This is a genomic window from Nocardia sp. NPDC057455, assembly GCF_042802775.1.
In the GTDB taxonomy this organism is placed as follows: domain Bacteria; phylum Actinomycetota; class Actinomycetes; order Mycobacteriales; family Mycobacteriaceae; genus Nocardia.
In genome coordinates this window covers 37,053-51,043 of the sequence record NZ_JBHVDM010000047.1, presented here as the reverse complement: position 1 = coordinate 51,043, position 13,991 = coordinate 37,053, and the positions used below count along the sequence as shown (strand labels likewise).

At 68.1% G+C, this 13,991-nt stretch carries 18 protein-coding genes; 4 read left to right on the top strand and 14 right to left on the bottom strand.

The genetic code is table 11. The annotated features are described in order from the left end of the window. Positions 1-47: 47 nt before the first annotated feature. The 11 genes from thpD to ACFU5M_RS20250 all read right to left on the bottom strand — a co-directional run bounded on the left by thpD (position 48) and on the right by ACFU5M_RS20250 (position 8,948). Positions 48-953 (bottom strand): ectoine hydroxylase, encoded by a 906-nt coding sequence (thpD, locus tag ACFU5M_RS20300; RefSeq protein ID WP_379051339.1) that lies wholly within the window; start codon positions 951-953, stop codon positions 48-50. A gap of 8 nt (positions 954-961) precedes the next feature. Then, positions 962-1,360, bottom strand: coding sequence for an ectoine synthase (locus ACFU5M_RS20295; protein WP_379051338.1), 399 nt, complete (start codon positions 1,358-1,360; stop codon positions 962-964). Beyond that, positions 1,357-2,634, bottom strand: a complete 1,278-nt coding sequence (gene ectB / locus ACFU5M_RS20290; RefSeq protein WP_379051335.1) for a diaminobutyrate--2-oxoglutarate transaminase — start codon at positions 2,632-2,634, stop codon at positions 1,357-1,359. The genes ACFU5M_RS20295 and ectB overlap by 4 nt, the downstream gene beginning before the upstream one ends. Further along, on the bottom strand, positions 2,631-3,233 hold the full coding sequence (gene ectA, locus ACFU5M_RS20285; protein WP_379051333.1) for a diaminobutyrate acetyltransferase: 603 nt from the start codon (positions 3,231-3,233) through the stop codon (positions 2,631-2,633). The genes ectB and ectA overlap by 4 nt, the downstream gene beginning before the upstream one ends. 83 nt (positions 3,234-3,316) lie before the next feature. After that, positions 3,317-4,426 carry an ATP-binding protein gene (locus tag ACFU5M_RS20280; RefSeq protein WP_379051331.1) on the bottom strand — a complete coding sequence of 370 codons (1,110 nt, stop codon included), beginning with the start codon at positions 4,424-4,426 and terminating at the stop codon, positions 3,317-3,319. Beyond that, complete coding sequence (locus tag ACFU5M_RS20275; RefSeq protein WP_379051329.1) at positions 4,413-5,123, bottom strand: response regulator transcription factor; 711 nt, start codon at positions 5,121-5,123, stop codon at positions 4,413-4,415. Before ACFU5M_RS20275 ends, ACFU5M_RS20280 begins: the two co-directional genes overlap by 14 nt. A gap of 447 nt (positions 5,124-5,570) precedes the next feature. Then, entirely contained in the window at positions 5,571-5,915 is a 345-nt protein-coding gene (locus tag ACFU5M_RS20270) for a hypothetical protein (RefSeq protein ID WP_379051326.1), read from the bottom strand. A gap of 477 nt (positions 5,916-6,392) precedes the next feature. Further along, positions 6,393-7,178, bottom strand: coding sequence for an RNA polymerase sigma factor SigF (locus ACFU5M_RS20265; protein WP_379051324.1), 786 nt, complete (start codon positions 7,176-7,178; stop codon positions 6,393-6,395). Then, complete coding sequence (locus ACFU5M_RS20260) at positions 7,168-7,545, bottom strand: ATP-binding protein (protein WP_379051321.1); 378 nt, start codon at positions 7,543-7,545, stop codon at positions 7,168-7,170. Before ACFU5M_RS20260 ends, ACFU5M_RS20265 begins: the two co-directional genes overlap by 11 nt. Positions 7,546-7,769: 224 nt before the next feature. Continuing rightward, positions 7,770-8,453, bottom strand: coding sequence for a PAS and ANTAR domain-containing protein (locus ACFU5M_RS20255; protein ID WP_379051319.1), 684 nt, complete (start codon positions 8,451-8,453; stop codon positions 7,770-7,772). An 81-nt stretch (positions 8,454-8,534) separates the two neighbouring features. Then, positions 8,535-8,948 (bottom strand): STAS domain-containing protein, encoded by a 414-nt coding sequence (locus ACFU5M_RS20250; protein ID WP_379051317.1) that lies wholly within the window; start codon positions 8,946-8,948, stop codon positions 8,535-8,537. Between the two features lie 389 nt (positions 8,949-9,337). Here ACFU5M_RS20250 and ACFU5M_RS20245 point away from each other — a divergent pair, with 389 nt between their 5' ends. Further along, positions 9,338-10,549 (top strand): glycosyltransferase, encoded by a 1,212-nt coding sequence (locus ACFU5M_RS20245; RefSeq protein WP_379051314.1) that lies wholly within the window; start codon positions 9,338-9,340, stop codon positions 10,547-10,549. A gap of 16 nt (positions 10,550-10,565) precedes the next feature. Here ACFU5M_RS20245 and ACFU5M_RS20240 read toward each other — a convergent pair whose 3' ends face one another. Both ACFU5M_RS20240 and ACFU5M_RS20235 read right to left on the bottom strand, forming a co-directional pair. Next, positions 10,566-11,078: a DUF6328 family protein gene (locus ACFU5M_RS20240; RefSeq protein WP_379051313.1), complete on the bottom strand. Its 513-nt coding sequence runs from the start codon at positions 11,076-11,078 to the stop codon at positions 10,566-10,568. After that, entirely contained in the window at positions 11,065-11,490 is a 426-nt protein-coding gene (locus ACFU5M_RS20235) for a ChaB family protein (RefSeq protein ID WP_379051311.1), read from the bottom strand. Before ACFU5M_RS20235 ends, ACFU5M_RS20240 begins: the two co-directional genes overlap by 14 nt. Positions 11,491-11,629: 139 nt before the next feature. On the opposite strand from ACFU5M_RS20235, the gene ACFU5M_RS20230 reads away from it, so the two are divergent. From ACFU5M_RS20230 to ACFU5M_RS20220, 3 genes are read left to right on the top strand one after another with little or no spacing between them, the layout of a single operon-like run. Then, on the top strand, positions 11,630-12,193 hold the full coding sequence (locus ACFU5M_RS20230; RefSeq protein WP_379051309.1) for a nucleotidyltransferase: 564 nt from the start codon (positions 11,630-11,632) through the stop codon (positions 12,191-12,193). Next, positions 12,194-12,463, top strand: coding sequence for a BON domain-containing protein (locus ACFU5M_RS20225; protein WP_379051306.1), 270 nt, complete (start codon positions 12,194-12,196; stop codon positions 12,461-12,463). A gap of 5 nt (positions 12,464-12,468) precedes the next feature. Continuing rightward, positions 12,469-13,188 carry a metallophosphoesterase gene (locus tag ACFU5M_RS20220; protein WP_379051304.1) on the top strand — a complete coding sequence of 240 codons (720 nt, stop codon included), beginning with the start codon at positions 12,469-12,471 and terminating at the stop codon, positions 13,186-13,188. Positions 13,189-13,201: 13 nt separating this feature from the next. Here ACFU5M_RS20220 and ACFU5M_RS20215 read toward each other — a convergent pair whose 3' ends face one another. Continuing rightward, positions 13,202-13,618, bottom strand: a complete 417-nt coding sequence (locus ACFU5M_RS20215) for a CBS domain-containing protein (protein WP_379051302.1) — start codon at positions 13,616-13,618, stop codon at positions 13,202-13,204. Positions 13,619-13,991: the final 373 nt, after the last annotated feature.

The following is a 13,991-nucleotide window of genomic DNA, read 5'->3' as shown; positions in this document are numbered from 1 at the left end:
GGCTCGCCCGGCGGGTGGGCGAGCCGCACGCGCGAGGCGGCTCTGACTCAAGCCGACAGCGGCGTGAAGTCGCGGCTGCCGATGTAGGCCGGTCGCGGCGCGGGTGCGGCGAACGGTTCGACGAGCGTGTTGTGCACGCTGTTGAACACCACGAAGATGTTCGAGCGCGGGAACGGCGTGATGTTGTTCGACGACCCGTGCATGAGGTTGGAGTCGAACAGCAGGGCCGAGCCCGCCCGGCCGGTGAACTGACTGATCCCGTATCGGTTGGCCAACGCGGTGATGTCGTCGGTCGTCGGCACGCCGATCTCCTGCTCCTGCAACGACTCCCGATAGTGCTCGGCCGGGGTGCTGCCGAGGCACGGCACGAAGGTATGGTGCGAGCCCGGCATCACCATGAGGCTGCCGTTGATCGGATAGTTGTCGGTCAGTGCGATCGACAGGCTCACCGCGCGCGGCGCGGGCATACCGTCCTCGGCGTGCCAGGTCTCGAAATCGGAGTGCCAGTAGAAACCGGCACCGCGGAAGCCGGGCATGTAGTTCACCCGGCTCTGGTGCACGTACACCGGCGACCCCAGCACCTGCTCGGCGAGCCGGAGCACCCGCGGCTGACGCACCAGTTCGGCGATCGCCTCGCTCAACCGGTGCACTTCGAAGACCGAGCGCACCCGATTCGAGGACTTCTCCACGATGACCCGGTCGTCGTCGCGCAGGGCCGGGTCGTTCGCGAGCTTGCTGACCTCGCCGCTGAATTCGGCCACTTCCTCGGGTGTGAGCAGCTGGTCCAGGATGGCGAACCCGTCGGCGTCGAACGAGGCGAGTTCCGGGCTCTCGACCTCTCCCCACACCGCGGGGTCGGCGCGCTCCAGATGCGGAGCGGGCGCACCGAGACGGGTCGGGTAGCGGTCGTAGCGGGCCGTCTCGGGCGGGGTTTCGGTGTGCTGCGCAACCATCGGTGCTCTCAACCTCCGATCGTCGCGGCGACCAGCGGGTAGACGCCGTTGCTGTCGTGAACCTCCTGCCCGGTGACCGGCGGGTTGAACACGCACATCATCCGCATCGTGGTGCGGACTTCCAAGCGGTGCCGCTCGTGCCCGTCGAGCAGGTACATCGAGCCGGGTGCGAGTTCGTAGGTGACGCCGTTGTCCAGATCGGTCAGCGTGCCCTCGCCCTCGACGAGCCAGACGGCTTCCACATGATGCACATAGTGGAACTCGTGCACCGTCCCCGCCTCAATGGTGGTCTCGTGAAAGGAGAAGCCGACGCCGTCGCCGCCGAGGACGATGCGCTTGCTGCGCCAGCCCTCGCCCGCCACGTCGCGCTCGGTGCCGGTGATCTCCGCGGTGCTGCGCACGATCATGCCATCGCCCCCATTCCGCCGCACACCGACTCGACGGCGCCGGTGAGGATCTGCAAACCCTGGTCGAGTTCCTGGTCGGTGAGCGTCAACGGGGGCAGCAGCTTGACCACCTCGTCGGTGGAACCGGAGGTCTCCACCAGCAGCCCGCGCTCGAAGGCGATCTGGCAGACCTTGCCCGCCTGCGAGGGATCGTCGAACACCACGCCCTGCACCAATCCGCGTCCGCGGGTCGAGACTCCGGAGAAGTATCCGGCCAGCTCCCCTAGGGTGCGGGCGATCTTCTCGCCCTTGACCTCGGTCGACTTCTGCAGGGCGTCGTCGGACCAGTAGTGGCGCAGTGCGGTCGTCGCGGTGACGAACGCGGGGTTGTTGCCGCGGAATGTTCCGTTGTGCTCACCCGGCGACCACTCGTCGAGTTCCGGCTTGAACAGCACCAGCGCCATCGGCAGGCCGTAGCCGCCGATCGACTTCGACAGGGTGACGATGTCGGGGGTGATGCCCGCGATCTCGAAGGAGAAGAACGGCCCGGTGCGGCCGCAGCCCATCTGCACATCGTCGACGATCAGCAGGATCTCCCGCTCCGCGCACAGGCCGGCGAGGTGACGCAGCCACTCCGCGCGGGCGACATTGACGCCGCCTTCACCCTGCACCGTTTCCACGATCACCGCGGCCGGGCGGTCGAATCCGGACGACGTGTCGTCGAGCACCTTCTCCATCCACTGGAAGTCGGCGGTGGTGCCGTCGAAGTAGCCGTCGTAGGGCATGTGCGCGGCGTGCACCAACGGCACTCCGGCGCCGGCGCGCTTGGCCGCGTTGCCGGTGACCGACAGCGCGCCGAGGGTCATACCGTGGAACGCGTTGGTGAAACTGACGATGGTCTCGCGACCGGTGACCTTGCGCGCCAGCTTGAGCGCGGCCTCGACCGCGTTGGCGCCGGTGGGGCCGGGGAACTGGACCTTGTAGTCCAGGCCGCGCGGGGTGAACACGGTGTCGCGCAGGGTTTCCAGTAGGTCCCGCTTGGCCGCGGTGGACATGTCCAGACCGTGGGTGATGCCGTCGCCGGCGATGTAGTCCAGCAGCGAGCGCTTGAGCACGTCGTTGTTGTGGCCGTAGTTCAGCGCACCGGCGCCCGCGAAGAAGTCCAGGTACTCCTTGCCTTCCTCATCGCGCAGCCAGCTGCCCTTCGCCGTGGTGAACACGGTGGGCCAGGCACGGCAATAACCGCGCACGTTCGACTCCAGGCTCTCGAAAACGGTGGTGTCGGCGTTGATCATCGGTGATCCTCCTCGGTGGTGCGGGCGGTCGGGGCGATGTGGTAGAGGTCTTCGGGTGCGTGGCTGTCGGGGAAGACACCGGCGTCGAACAGCGGGCGCTTGGTCAGCTCCGCGTCCCGGGCGGCCGCCACCGACGTGAACAGGGCGATGGAACCGGCGTTGTCCGGCGAGATGGTCGTCTCCAGTACCGAAACGCCTTGCGCGGCAACACTGTTGAGCAACGTGTGGAGCAGCTCGGCGCCGATGCCGCGGCCGCGCTGTGCGCGGTCCACCGCGATCTGCCAGACGAAGACGGTGTCGGGCGCCTGCGGGCGGACGAATCCGATCACGTAGCCCACGACGCGGCCGTCCAGTTCTGCGACCACCGACGTTCCGGCGAAATCCCGGCACCACATCAGGTACGCGTAACTCGAATTGAGGTCGAGCACCGCGGAATCCTTCGCGATGCGCCACATAGGAGCACCGTCGCCCAAGCGAGGCGTGCGCAGGACCACGGCCGCAACGGTGCCCTTCCGAGTCGGGGCGGCTCCGAGAGCGGCCGCGGCGTTGCCGACGCGCGATCGCTCGATCTCCGCTGGGGACAGGGTTGGCAGTGACATACAACTCCCTCGTCGATCAGCAGTACTTATCCAGGCTTACGAAGCGACTTTGAGGTGAACCAGTCGACTTCTTTACGGTCGTATTACGGATGGATGTCGCCGAGCCGGGGTAACCGCACGACGAAGCGCGCGCCCCCACCCGGGCGGTCGGTGCAGTGCACCCGGCCACCGTGTGTGGCGACCGTCTCGGCGACCAACGCCAAGCCGATGCCCGTCCCATCGGGCGAGCGGCGGCCGCTGCGGACGGTCGCGAAGCGTTCGAATATCCGGTTGCGGTCCCCTGGCGCTACGCCGGGACCGGCGTCGTCCACGGTGAGCACGGCTTCGGTGCCGTCGCGGTCGACGGTGACCGCGACCACTCCGCCGCCGTGCCGCTCGGCATTGTGCAACAGGTTGGCCACCGCTCGCTCCAGCTCCACCTTGCGGCCGCGCACGGTGACGTCTTGGCGCACCGTGAGCAGCTCGCCCGGGTAGCGGCGGTCGGCCAGGGTGTGCACCAGCAGGTCGCGCACCGACAGCGGCTCGGCGTCGCCGTGGTGCATCCGGGCTTCTACCCGCGCCAGGGCGAGCAGATCGTCCAGCAGCTTGCGCAGGTGCTCCACTTCGGCGGTGACCAGTCCGAGTGCCCGCTGCGATCGTTCCGGCAGATCGCCGCGGTGCCGGTTGAGCACGTCGACACTGGCCATCAAGGTGGTCAGCGGCGTGCGCAGCTCATGGCTGACATCACCGAAGAGCCGGTGCTCCCGCTCGATGCGCCGTTGCAGCGAGTCGACCATCGTGTTGAACGCCTCGACGGTGATCGCCAGGTCCTGGTCACCGGTGGCGGGCAAGCGCTGGTCGAGGTCGCCCGAGGCGATCCGCGCGGCGGTGCCCGCGAGCTGGTGCAGTGGTGTCAGCACCCGCCTGCTCGCCCACCAGCCGACCGCCGCGCCGATCAGGGTCACCACGACGGCGCAGCCGATCAGCACATTGCGCAGCAGTTCGAGATCGGCGTTCAGGTCGCCCGGCGACTCGTTGCTCGCGCGCGGTCGCTGCGCTTCCAGATAGCCACGGCTGATCATGAACACCGAAACGACCAGGACCAGCGACATCAGCGCGGCGATCGTCGCGAACACGGCGGTCACCCGGGCGCGCAGGCTCCAAGCGTTCGGATTCCAGCGTTCGGCGTCGAGAAAGCGCTCAGCGCCGCACATCGAGGCGGTAGCCGAGTCCGCGCACCGTCACCACGACGCGTGGATCGGACGGATCCCGTTCGATTTTCGTACGCAACCTGCGCATGTGCACGTCCACGATCCGTTCGTCGCCGAAGAACCCGCGGTCCCACACACGCTCGAGCAGCACCGTGCGGCTGAGCACCCGGCCCGGTGATTCGGCCAGCTCGCACAGCAAACGGAACTCGGTGAGCGTCAAGCGGATCTCCTCGTCGCCTCGGCGCACCACTCCGCTGTCCTGCGCCAGGACCAGCGGAGCCGTGTCATCGGCCTCGAGCACCATCTCCTGGGGTGTCTCCCGTTCGGCGGGAAGCCGTGACCGGCGACGCACCGCGCGCATGCGGGCGGTGATCTCCTTGATCTCGAACGGCTTGGTGACGAAATCGTCGGCGCCTGCCTCCAGCGCGGCCACCACGTCGTGAGTGTCGTCGCGGGCGCTGACCACGATGATCGGGACGTCATGGTCGCGGCGGATCTCGCGGATACATTCGAATCCGTCCATGCCGCCGAGCATCAGATCGACGATCATCACATCGGGAACACCATTGCTGCGCAGATGAGTGAGCGCGTCCTCGGCTTCCTCCGCCTCGTCGACGTCGTACCCCTCGTCTTCCATAGCGAGCCGCAACGCACCACGGACCCGGTCGTCGTCTTCCACGATCATCAGGTTTGCGCTCAAGACCTTATCCCTTGCAGACATGCGGAAGCGCGCCACGATGCGGATAACCGCATCCCCATACCGACGCGACCTTCCGCTTTTCGAGCAACCTTTGCTCGGATACGAGTACCCCTGCGTCCGGCCGGTAAACATCCGGCAGACCGGTGCGAGGCCTCTTCGTACTCCGATCGACGCTATACGCCCGCCCGGCGCGCCGGGCAGCGGGGCGGTGGCACGGGTCGGCTCTCACTATGCCGGGTGCAGCGCACAGTGGATCACGCCAGCTCCGAAAAGCTTTTGTAGACACATGATTTCGATCGAACGATCGAACAAGCCGCAACCTGTGAGGCAGACAGAACGGAGCGCGGAGCTCATCAGAACAGCGTGCTGTGCGTCACATACTTCGGTTGCGTCGATCGCGTAGGTGCGACGGTGATCGGTTTCACGGCAGCGCCAGCGGCCCACCGGCTATCGCGGCGGTTCCAGACGATTGAAGTTGCTCTGCGGACGGTCGGCGCCGGGCTCCTGGTACCAGAAGCGTAATTCGCGCGCATCGAACGTGGCGAACCACTCGTCCCAGCCGACCCGGCGCAGCACCGCACCGCCGTACCCGGGGAAGTCGAAACGCAGCACCCCGAGCCGTCCGTCGTACTCGCTGCCCGGCACAGTCGCGGGCCGAGCGCCGCGCTGTTCGGCCCAGCGGCGGATGATCTCGTGATTTCTCGTGACGGAAATCCCGCGAGCATGCGACGACCCTGGCCCACCCGGTCCGAACCGCGGATTCCGGGTGCCTGGGCGGCGCTGGTCGGTCATGACGAGCTCCTCGAGCCATCGGCATCTGTTGTCCGGTTCCTGTCTTGATACCCGTCGGAGATCTTCCGCAAACTGGTCGGCCGGACCGCGGGTGCGGCGCGCACGGACCGGTTCGTCCGGCGACCGATGGGTAACCGGCCGATGTTCGCCCGAACGAGAAGGAGTTGGCATGTCCAGTCACAGCGCGGCACAGCCGGTCCCGCCCACCCCCGAGCCGGATCCGGTGCCGCCCATTCCGGAGCCGGATCCGGTGCCGCCGATTCCCGAGCCGGACCCCATCCCGGAGCCGAATCCCGTTCCGCCGGAACCTGATCCGAATCCCCTGCCGCCGGTGCCCGGGCCCACGCCAAGCCCGCCGGCACCTGGGCCCGCGCCGACGCCTCCGGTACCGGACCCCGGTCACCCGTCACCCGACCCCGGCCTGCCAGGGCCGTCGCCGGATCCGGTTCCGCCGAATCCGGTGTAGCCGACCTGCGCTCAATCCCGCAGTGCTTGCTCGCGCAGCGAATTCAAGGTCCTGGACAGAATGCGCGAGACGTGCATCTGCGAGACCCCGAGCCGCTCGGCGATCTGATTCTGCGTCAACGATTCGAAGAATCGCATGATCAGCACCTGACGCTCGCGTTCAGGGAGTTCGCCGAGCAGCGGTTGGACGGCCATCACGTCCTCGACGAGGTGATAGGAGGGCTCTTCGATGCCGAGGCTGTCCAGCAGCGGCTGCGGAGCGCTCTCGGAGTCCTCCCCGGCGACCGCGTCGATCGACGCCGACTGGTAGGCGTTGCCCGCGATCAGCGCTTGGGTCACCTCGACGAGATCGACCTCCAACTCGGCCGCGATCTCCCTGGCACGGGGCATCCGGCCCAGCCGCTGCGACAGCGCCTCGACCGTGGGCCCGATGCTCAGCTGGATCTCCTTGGTCCGGCGCGGCACCCGGACGGCCCACGTGTTGTCCCGGAAATGCCGCCGGACCTCGCCCATGATGGTAGGAACCGCGAAGGACAGGAACGACGAGCCGCGCGACACGTCGAAACGGTCTGCTGCCTGCACCAACCCCAGGCGCGCCACCTGCAGCAGATCGTCGAAGTTCTCGCCGCGCCCGGAGAACTTCCTGGCGATGTGTTCGGCCAGCGGCAGGCAGCGTTCGATCAGCTCCCGGCGCATGGCCTCGCGGCGCGCGTCGCCGGGGTCCAAGGCGGCGATCTTCTCGAACAGCGGCTCGATGTTGTCGTAGGTGTCCCCCCGCGACCTCGGTTCACCCGCCATTGCGGGCACCCCGCACCCAGCTGAAATCGATCACTGTGGGATATCCGCCGTGCACGCTGTCGTAGGAGCCCTGCGCGGCGGCCATCGAGTCGGTCAGCGTGCGCACGATATGCCAGCCCAGCCCGGCATGGCCCACCACCGACTCGGTGACCGCGACCGACGAGACGTGCACGAACATCTTGTCGGTGTCGTAGGTGAATTCGCAGTCGATCGTCGATCCAGGCGCAGCGTCGAGAATGAGCGAGGTCGCCACCTCGTCGAGCGCGAGCCGGATGTCGGTCACCTCGTCCAAGGCGAAGTCGGCGATGAGGGCAACGGTCTCGGCGAGCGCGCGCAGCATGGTCAGCTGCTCCAGCCGGGCGGGCACCCGTACACCGATAGTCGTAGTCGTTGTGTCGGTAAAGGATCGGGAAGTCCACTCCCCCATTTGCCCATCACCACCTTGTCCTCACAGCCACTCCACCGTGGCCTGCATACCGCTGCGGGTTCCCTCGACCACCGGAACACCGCAGGCGCCGCGGACTGTGGAGCAGAAATACCGCCGCGTTCCTCGTCGAGGACGTACCCGCCGCGGCCGGATCGAAACGCGGGTCAGTCGGCGTCGATGCGCTCGTGGGCGGTGAGCAGCAGATGGTCGAATTCGGTCCGCAGCCCGGGTGGGACACCGGTCAGGCCGGGCAGATCGGCGACCAACCGCGCGGCCAGTGTCCGCAGCTTGACGTTGGTTTCCTGCGATCGCCAGCTCAGCACCCGGAACGCCTGCTCGGGACCGACGCCGTAGATCAGCATGAGCGCCCCCTTCGCCTGTTCGATCACCGATCGGGCGGCGTACAACTCGGGTAGGGCGTCGTCCAGCGTCTCCTGGCGGTGTTCGGCGAGGGTGTCGGTGACGTCGATGTAGTACCCCGAGGTGCCGACCACCCGGCCCTCCTCGTCCATCATCCGATCCGCGACCAGGATCACGTGATGCACGGCGCCCGCGGTATCGATGATGCGATGCCTGCTGGAGAACGGTTCGGCGTCGGCGATCGATCGCGCCAAGGCGCTGGCCACCGCCTCGCGATCGTCGGGGTGTTTGTGCGTGAGCAACAACTCCGTCGTCGGCGTCACCGACCCCGGTCGGTAGCCGTGCATCGCCGCGACCTCATGCGACCATTCCCATCGCTGGTCGTCGAACCAGAAGCTGAAACCACCGACGCTCTGCGGCGTTCCCGTACCGATCACCCGGTCCAGCGCGAGGGCTTCCTCGGGCTGGACCGACCTGCTTTCACTCACCGCAGAAGTATCCGATGCCGGTGCGCTCGGTGTGACCGGATCGGGGGTCACACCGCGAGCACGGGCTCCGGGGCCTCCGGCTCAGGCGTCCAGAGCGTTCCGCATGGATTGGTAGCGGGAGAACAACGACCGCACGCCGGTCACCTCGAGTGCGCGCTCCACTCCGGGTCCGCCCGCGACGATCCGCAGATCCGGACGGCCTACCGCGTCCCTGCGCAGCGCGCCGAGCCGATCGGCCGCGCGCAGACTCAAGAACCTCGCCGCCCGCAGATCGATCACCACCGCATCGCACGGTGACTGCAACGCCCGCTCGACCGTCTCGAAGAACTCGGCCGACACGGCGGCGTCCAACTCGCCTTCGACTCGGACCACGACGCATTCGCGGCGACGATCCACCCGCTGTGCCCACAACCGGTTGTCCCGACGAGGTCCCGGTCCCGAACCATTGAGATGCACACCCTCGGCATGCTCTCGTAGCAGAGAAATGGCAGACAAGTCGAACCTCCCGAGTAGGGGGTATCCAGTCCTCCGCGGCGACCGGGACGAGGGTGGCGCGAGCGCGAATCGGTTGCCGTGCCGTCCCATCGACCGGCTGCGCCGAGTGCGTCGAACCGGGGTCGGCTGTGATCTCAACCTTCCTACAGTGTGGCACGGCCCACACGTTCCCGACAGCGTTCGGTAGGAGAACGTGACCCCTCGCCGGTGGGCCTGTCGCCGGGAAAAACCGACCGTTCGGATGGTGATTTGACCGCTGACGTGGGGTTTCATCGTCCCGCCTCCGGGCATATCCCCGACATATTCCCGAACATCACGCGATGCCGGTCGTAGGGCAAGCGCGCGGAAGAGCGCGCCCGCACGCGCCCGCGACGAGAACGGAGCACCCGGTGAAGATTGCCATGGTTTCCGAAGACGCCAGCCCCCTCGCCGAAGGCAGCCCTGCCGACGGGGGTGGCCGCGGTGCGTACGTGGCCGAATTGTCGGCGGCGTACGCGCGCCGTGGGCACGAGGTGACGGTGTATACCCGGCGCATCGGTCCACGCGCCCCCGCCGAGTTGTTCGCCCAGGGCGGCTATCGCGTGGTGCACGTCTCGGCCGGACCGCCCTCCCCCCTGCCGAGCGATCGGACGCTGCCCTACCTCGGCGATTTCGGCACGGTCCTGCGGCGGCACTGGGCCGCCGAACGACCGGATATCGTGCACGCGCACTACTGGAAATCGGGGCTCGCCGCCGAGCTGGCCTCGCGCGCCCACGGCATCCCGGTGGTACTGACCTTCCACGGCCTCGGCACCGTGCAGCGGCGCTGCGAAGGGCTCGCCGACCCGAGTCCACGCTCACGCATTCGGTTCGAGCGGCTCATCGCGACGCGGGCCGCGCACGTGGTGGCCACATGCTCCGACGAGGTCGCGGAGCTGGCCCGGATGGGTGTGCCGCGGTTCCGGACCACGATCGTGCCACACGGTGTCGACCTCACCGCGTTCACTCCGGAGGGCGCGGCCGCCGACCGGCACGCCACACACCGATTGCTCGCGGCCGGAGAGTTGGTGCGGCGCAGCGGATTCGACCCGGTGATCCGAGCGCTGGCGGACCTTCCGGACACGGAACTGGTGATCGTGGGCGCCCCGGCCGCCGACGACGAGGACGACGCCGAAGGTCGCAGGCTGCGCCGCCTCGCCTCGGACCACGGTGTGCGCGAGCGTCTCCGGCTGGCCGGATCGGTGACGCGGCCGATGCTGCCGCGGCTGTACCGCTCGGCGGACGTGGTGCTCTGCACGCCCTGGTACGAGCCGTTCGGGCGGGTGGCCCTGGAAGCGATGGCCTGCGGCAAGCCGGTGATCGCCACGCCCGTCGGCGGCCTGCTGGACACGGTGGTCGACGGCGTGACCGGACGATTCGTCGCCCCACCCGAGCCCGACGCGATCGTCCGGGCGGTGCGCCCCCTGCTCACGGACTCGACGCTACGCGAAACCTGGGGCGCCGCAGGCTATCAGCGGGCCGCGAGCCGGAATTCCTGGGATCGGGTCGCGACCGAGACGCTCAGCGCCTACCACCGCGGTGCCCCCGCCCACGCGGGAGAAGTCGTTTCCTGGGCTCGCTGACCCGGCAGTGGTCGGCTCAGGAGCGGTCGGCGCGGACGTCCTCGGAGCCGCTGCGCCAGCGCCACGGCGCGATGAGCCACATCACCACGAACAACGCGATGGAGACGACGCAGGTCGCTACTGCCGCGGCCGTCCCCGCTACGTAGTCGACCACGAGAACCACCGCGCCGATCAACGCGAGCCCCAGCAACGCGACGCCTGCCATCGCGCACCGGTGCGCCGCCGCGACCACATTGCCCAAGCGGTGGCGGCGGAACAGGATACGGTGCCAGGACACCGGCGCGATCAGGAACACCGTCGCCCCTAGTACGGCGGCCAAAGTGGCTATGTACAGCGTTCGCATACCTGAGGAAAGCGTGCCGAACGACGCCTGGAACGGCAGCACCAGCAAAGCCCCGAAGAGGAACTGCACGCCGGTCTGCACGACACGCAACTCCTGGACCAGGCTGCCCCAGTTCCGGTCCAGTCGTTCGAGTTCGGTCTCGCCACGGGCACGGCGTGCCCAGGCGTCGTCCTCACCCTCGGGCACGCGCGGCCTCCCGGCGATTGCGTTTCTCGATCGCCTCCACGAGTTCGGCCTTGGTCATCCGCGAGCGGCCGGAGATGTCCAATCGCCGGGCGATGTCGAGCAAATGTTCCTTGGACGCGTTGGCGTCGACGCCTTCGGCCGTCTCGCCCCGCGCGTTCGGGCCACGGTGTTCGGCGCGCTCGTCGGAGGGACCGCGGCGGGCCTTCGGCTCCCAGTGGTCGCCGACTCTCTCGTAGCTGTGCTTCAGCGCGGCGTAGGCGACGCGGTAGGCGCGCTGCTCATCGCCGCCGTACTGTTCGAACGCGGCATCGTGCGCCTCGGCGAAGGTGCGCTGAGCCTTCGCTTCCGACCGCTTCAGCGTGCTCGGCAGCTCCGACTGCTCGACGTCGCCGCGTGCTGTGGTCTTGGGCATGTATCGCTCCTTCCCGTCCCGGGCCGGTGGTCCGGAGAAGTGCGAAACCCGGTGCGATGCCGCGCGGGCCCTCCGAATATCCGGACGCATACCCGGTGAACCGTCGATTAACCCGGTGTCTGCCGGGTACCACCGCTGCATGGCCGTTACCACCGATCAGCTGCTGCATGCGCTCACCCGCACGGTGAACGCGTTGGCCGCGACAGATATCCGATTCGCGGTGGCGGGCGGCTGCGCGGTCTATGCCCGTGGCGGTCCCACCTCCCAGCACGACGTCGACATCTTCGTCAAACCAGAGGACAGTGCGCGGGCGATCCATACCCTGGCTCGCGCGGGCCTGCGGGTGTGCGACCCGCCGGAGAACTGGCTGCGCAAGGTCTACGCCGACGACATTCTCGTCGATGTCATCCATCGTCCGAACGATCGCGACGTGACCGACGATCTGCTCGACCGGGCCACCGAGATGCGGATCGGGCCGGCGAAGGCCCCGGTGATCAGCGGCACCGACCTGATGGTGGACAAGATGCTCGTCTTCGACGCGCATCGCCTGGATCTCAGCCCGATTCTGCACATCGCGCGCGACCTGCGCGAACAGGTGGACTGGGAGGCGGTCCGGGAACAGACCAAGGCTTCGCCCTACGCGCGGGCCTTCATGGGCCTGCTCGACGATCTGGGCATCACCCGCACCGGAAAGGTGGAATAGATGGAGCAGCCGCAATACCTGGTCGCACGGTTGCGCCGGGCGTTGGCCGAGGATCCCCGCACCGCCGAGCTCGGTGTGCAGGTGACCATTCGCGGCGACGTCGTGGTGCTCAGCGGCGAGGTGAGCAGCGAGAACTGTAAACAGCAGATGGACACCGTCGTGCACGAGCAGCTGCCGCACGCGCGGATCCACAACGACGTCCATGTCACCCGTCCCACGGCCCCCGTCGAAACCGAGACGCTGGCGCCGGACGGACCCGAAAGGAGTTGAGCCGCATGCGGATAGCCGCCGTCGGTGACGTACATCTCGGCGTGGATGCGCGCGGGCAATGGCGGCCCGCCCTGGAGGGCCTGTCCGAGCGAGCCGATGCGCTCCTGCTGGCGGGCGACCTGACGCGCCACGGCACCGCCGACGAAGGTCGGGTGGTCGCGGCGGAGTTCGCCGACCTGGGCGTGCCGGTCGTGGCCGTCCTGGGCAATCACGACTATCACGGCGACGCCGAACACGAGATCGCCACCGTACTGGCCGACCACGGCATCACCGTTCTGGAAGGCACCTCCGTGACGTTGAACGTGGACGGCAGCACGCTCGGGGTCGCGGGCACGAAAGGCTTCGGCGGCGGATTCGCGGGCAAATGCGCGAGCGTTTTCGGTGAACCACTGATGCGCGAATTCGCCGCGCACACCGTGGACGTGGCCGCCGCCCTGGGTGCGGCCCTCGCCACGTTGCGCACCGACGTCACCGTCGCGCTAACGCACTACTCCCCGATCAGCGACACGCTGCACGGCGAACCGAGGGAGATCTATCCGTTCCTCGGTTCCTACCTGCTCGGCGAGGCGATCGACGAACACGGCGCCGACCTCGCGTTGCACGGTCACGCGCACGCGGGGACCGAACGCGGCACCACGCCGGGCGGCATCCGGGTGCGCAATGTCGCCCAGCCGGTGATCCGAGCGGCGTACGCGGTCTACGACATGCAGCCTGCCGCGGTGTGAGCAGACGCCGAACTCAGAAGTCGGTCGAAATCGCCTCCACGGTGCTGCCCGATCGAGTGTTGTCGACGGCGGTCGCGACGTCGGCTTGCGCGATGATGCCGACCAGCCGGCCCTTGTCCAGCACCGGTACGCGGCGTACCTGATGCTGCGACATCACCGACATGACCTTGCGCACGTCGTCGTCGGCTTCGACGGTGACCAACTCGCCTCCGAGTTCGCCCGCGTCGACGCCGAGCGGGTCCTTGCGCTGAGCGATCACCTTGACGACGATGTCGCGGTCGGTGAGCATTCCCTTCAGCTTGTCGTCCTCGCCGCGGATGGGCAAGGCGCCGACGTTCAACTCCGCCATGCGCTGCGCGGCGGCGACCACCGTGTCGCTGGACCGGACGCATTCCACATTCGCGGTCATGATGTCCCGTGCTGTTGTCATCGGGATCCTCCTGGGACTTCTTTACCGGTATGAGCGGCCCGAATCGGGCGACTCGCTGACGTCGTACCCCCGTTTCGGATCCGTTAACGCGGGCATCCGACCGGTACGACCGCTCCGGACGGCCCGGCTCGAGCACTCGAGCCCCGGGCCGCCGGTGCACCGAAATCGTTGCCGCTCAGCAGAAAGGACATCCGATGCTGCCAGCACCGAACGAGCCGACCGCGGGATCCGGCGCCGGAGAGCAGCACGCACCCCGGACTCACACGTTTCCGGACGACACGCGCACCAACCGCAGCCACGCCGGAGAATCCATCGAAGACGCCCGCAACTGGCCGGGCATCATCCTGGTCGCGGTAGGCATCGTGGCCATGGC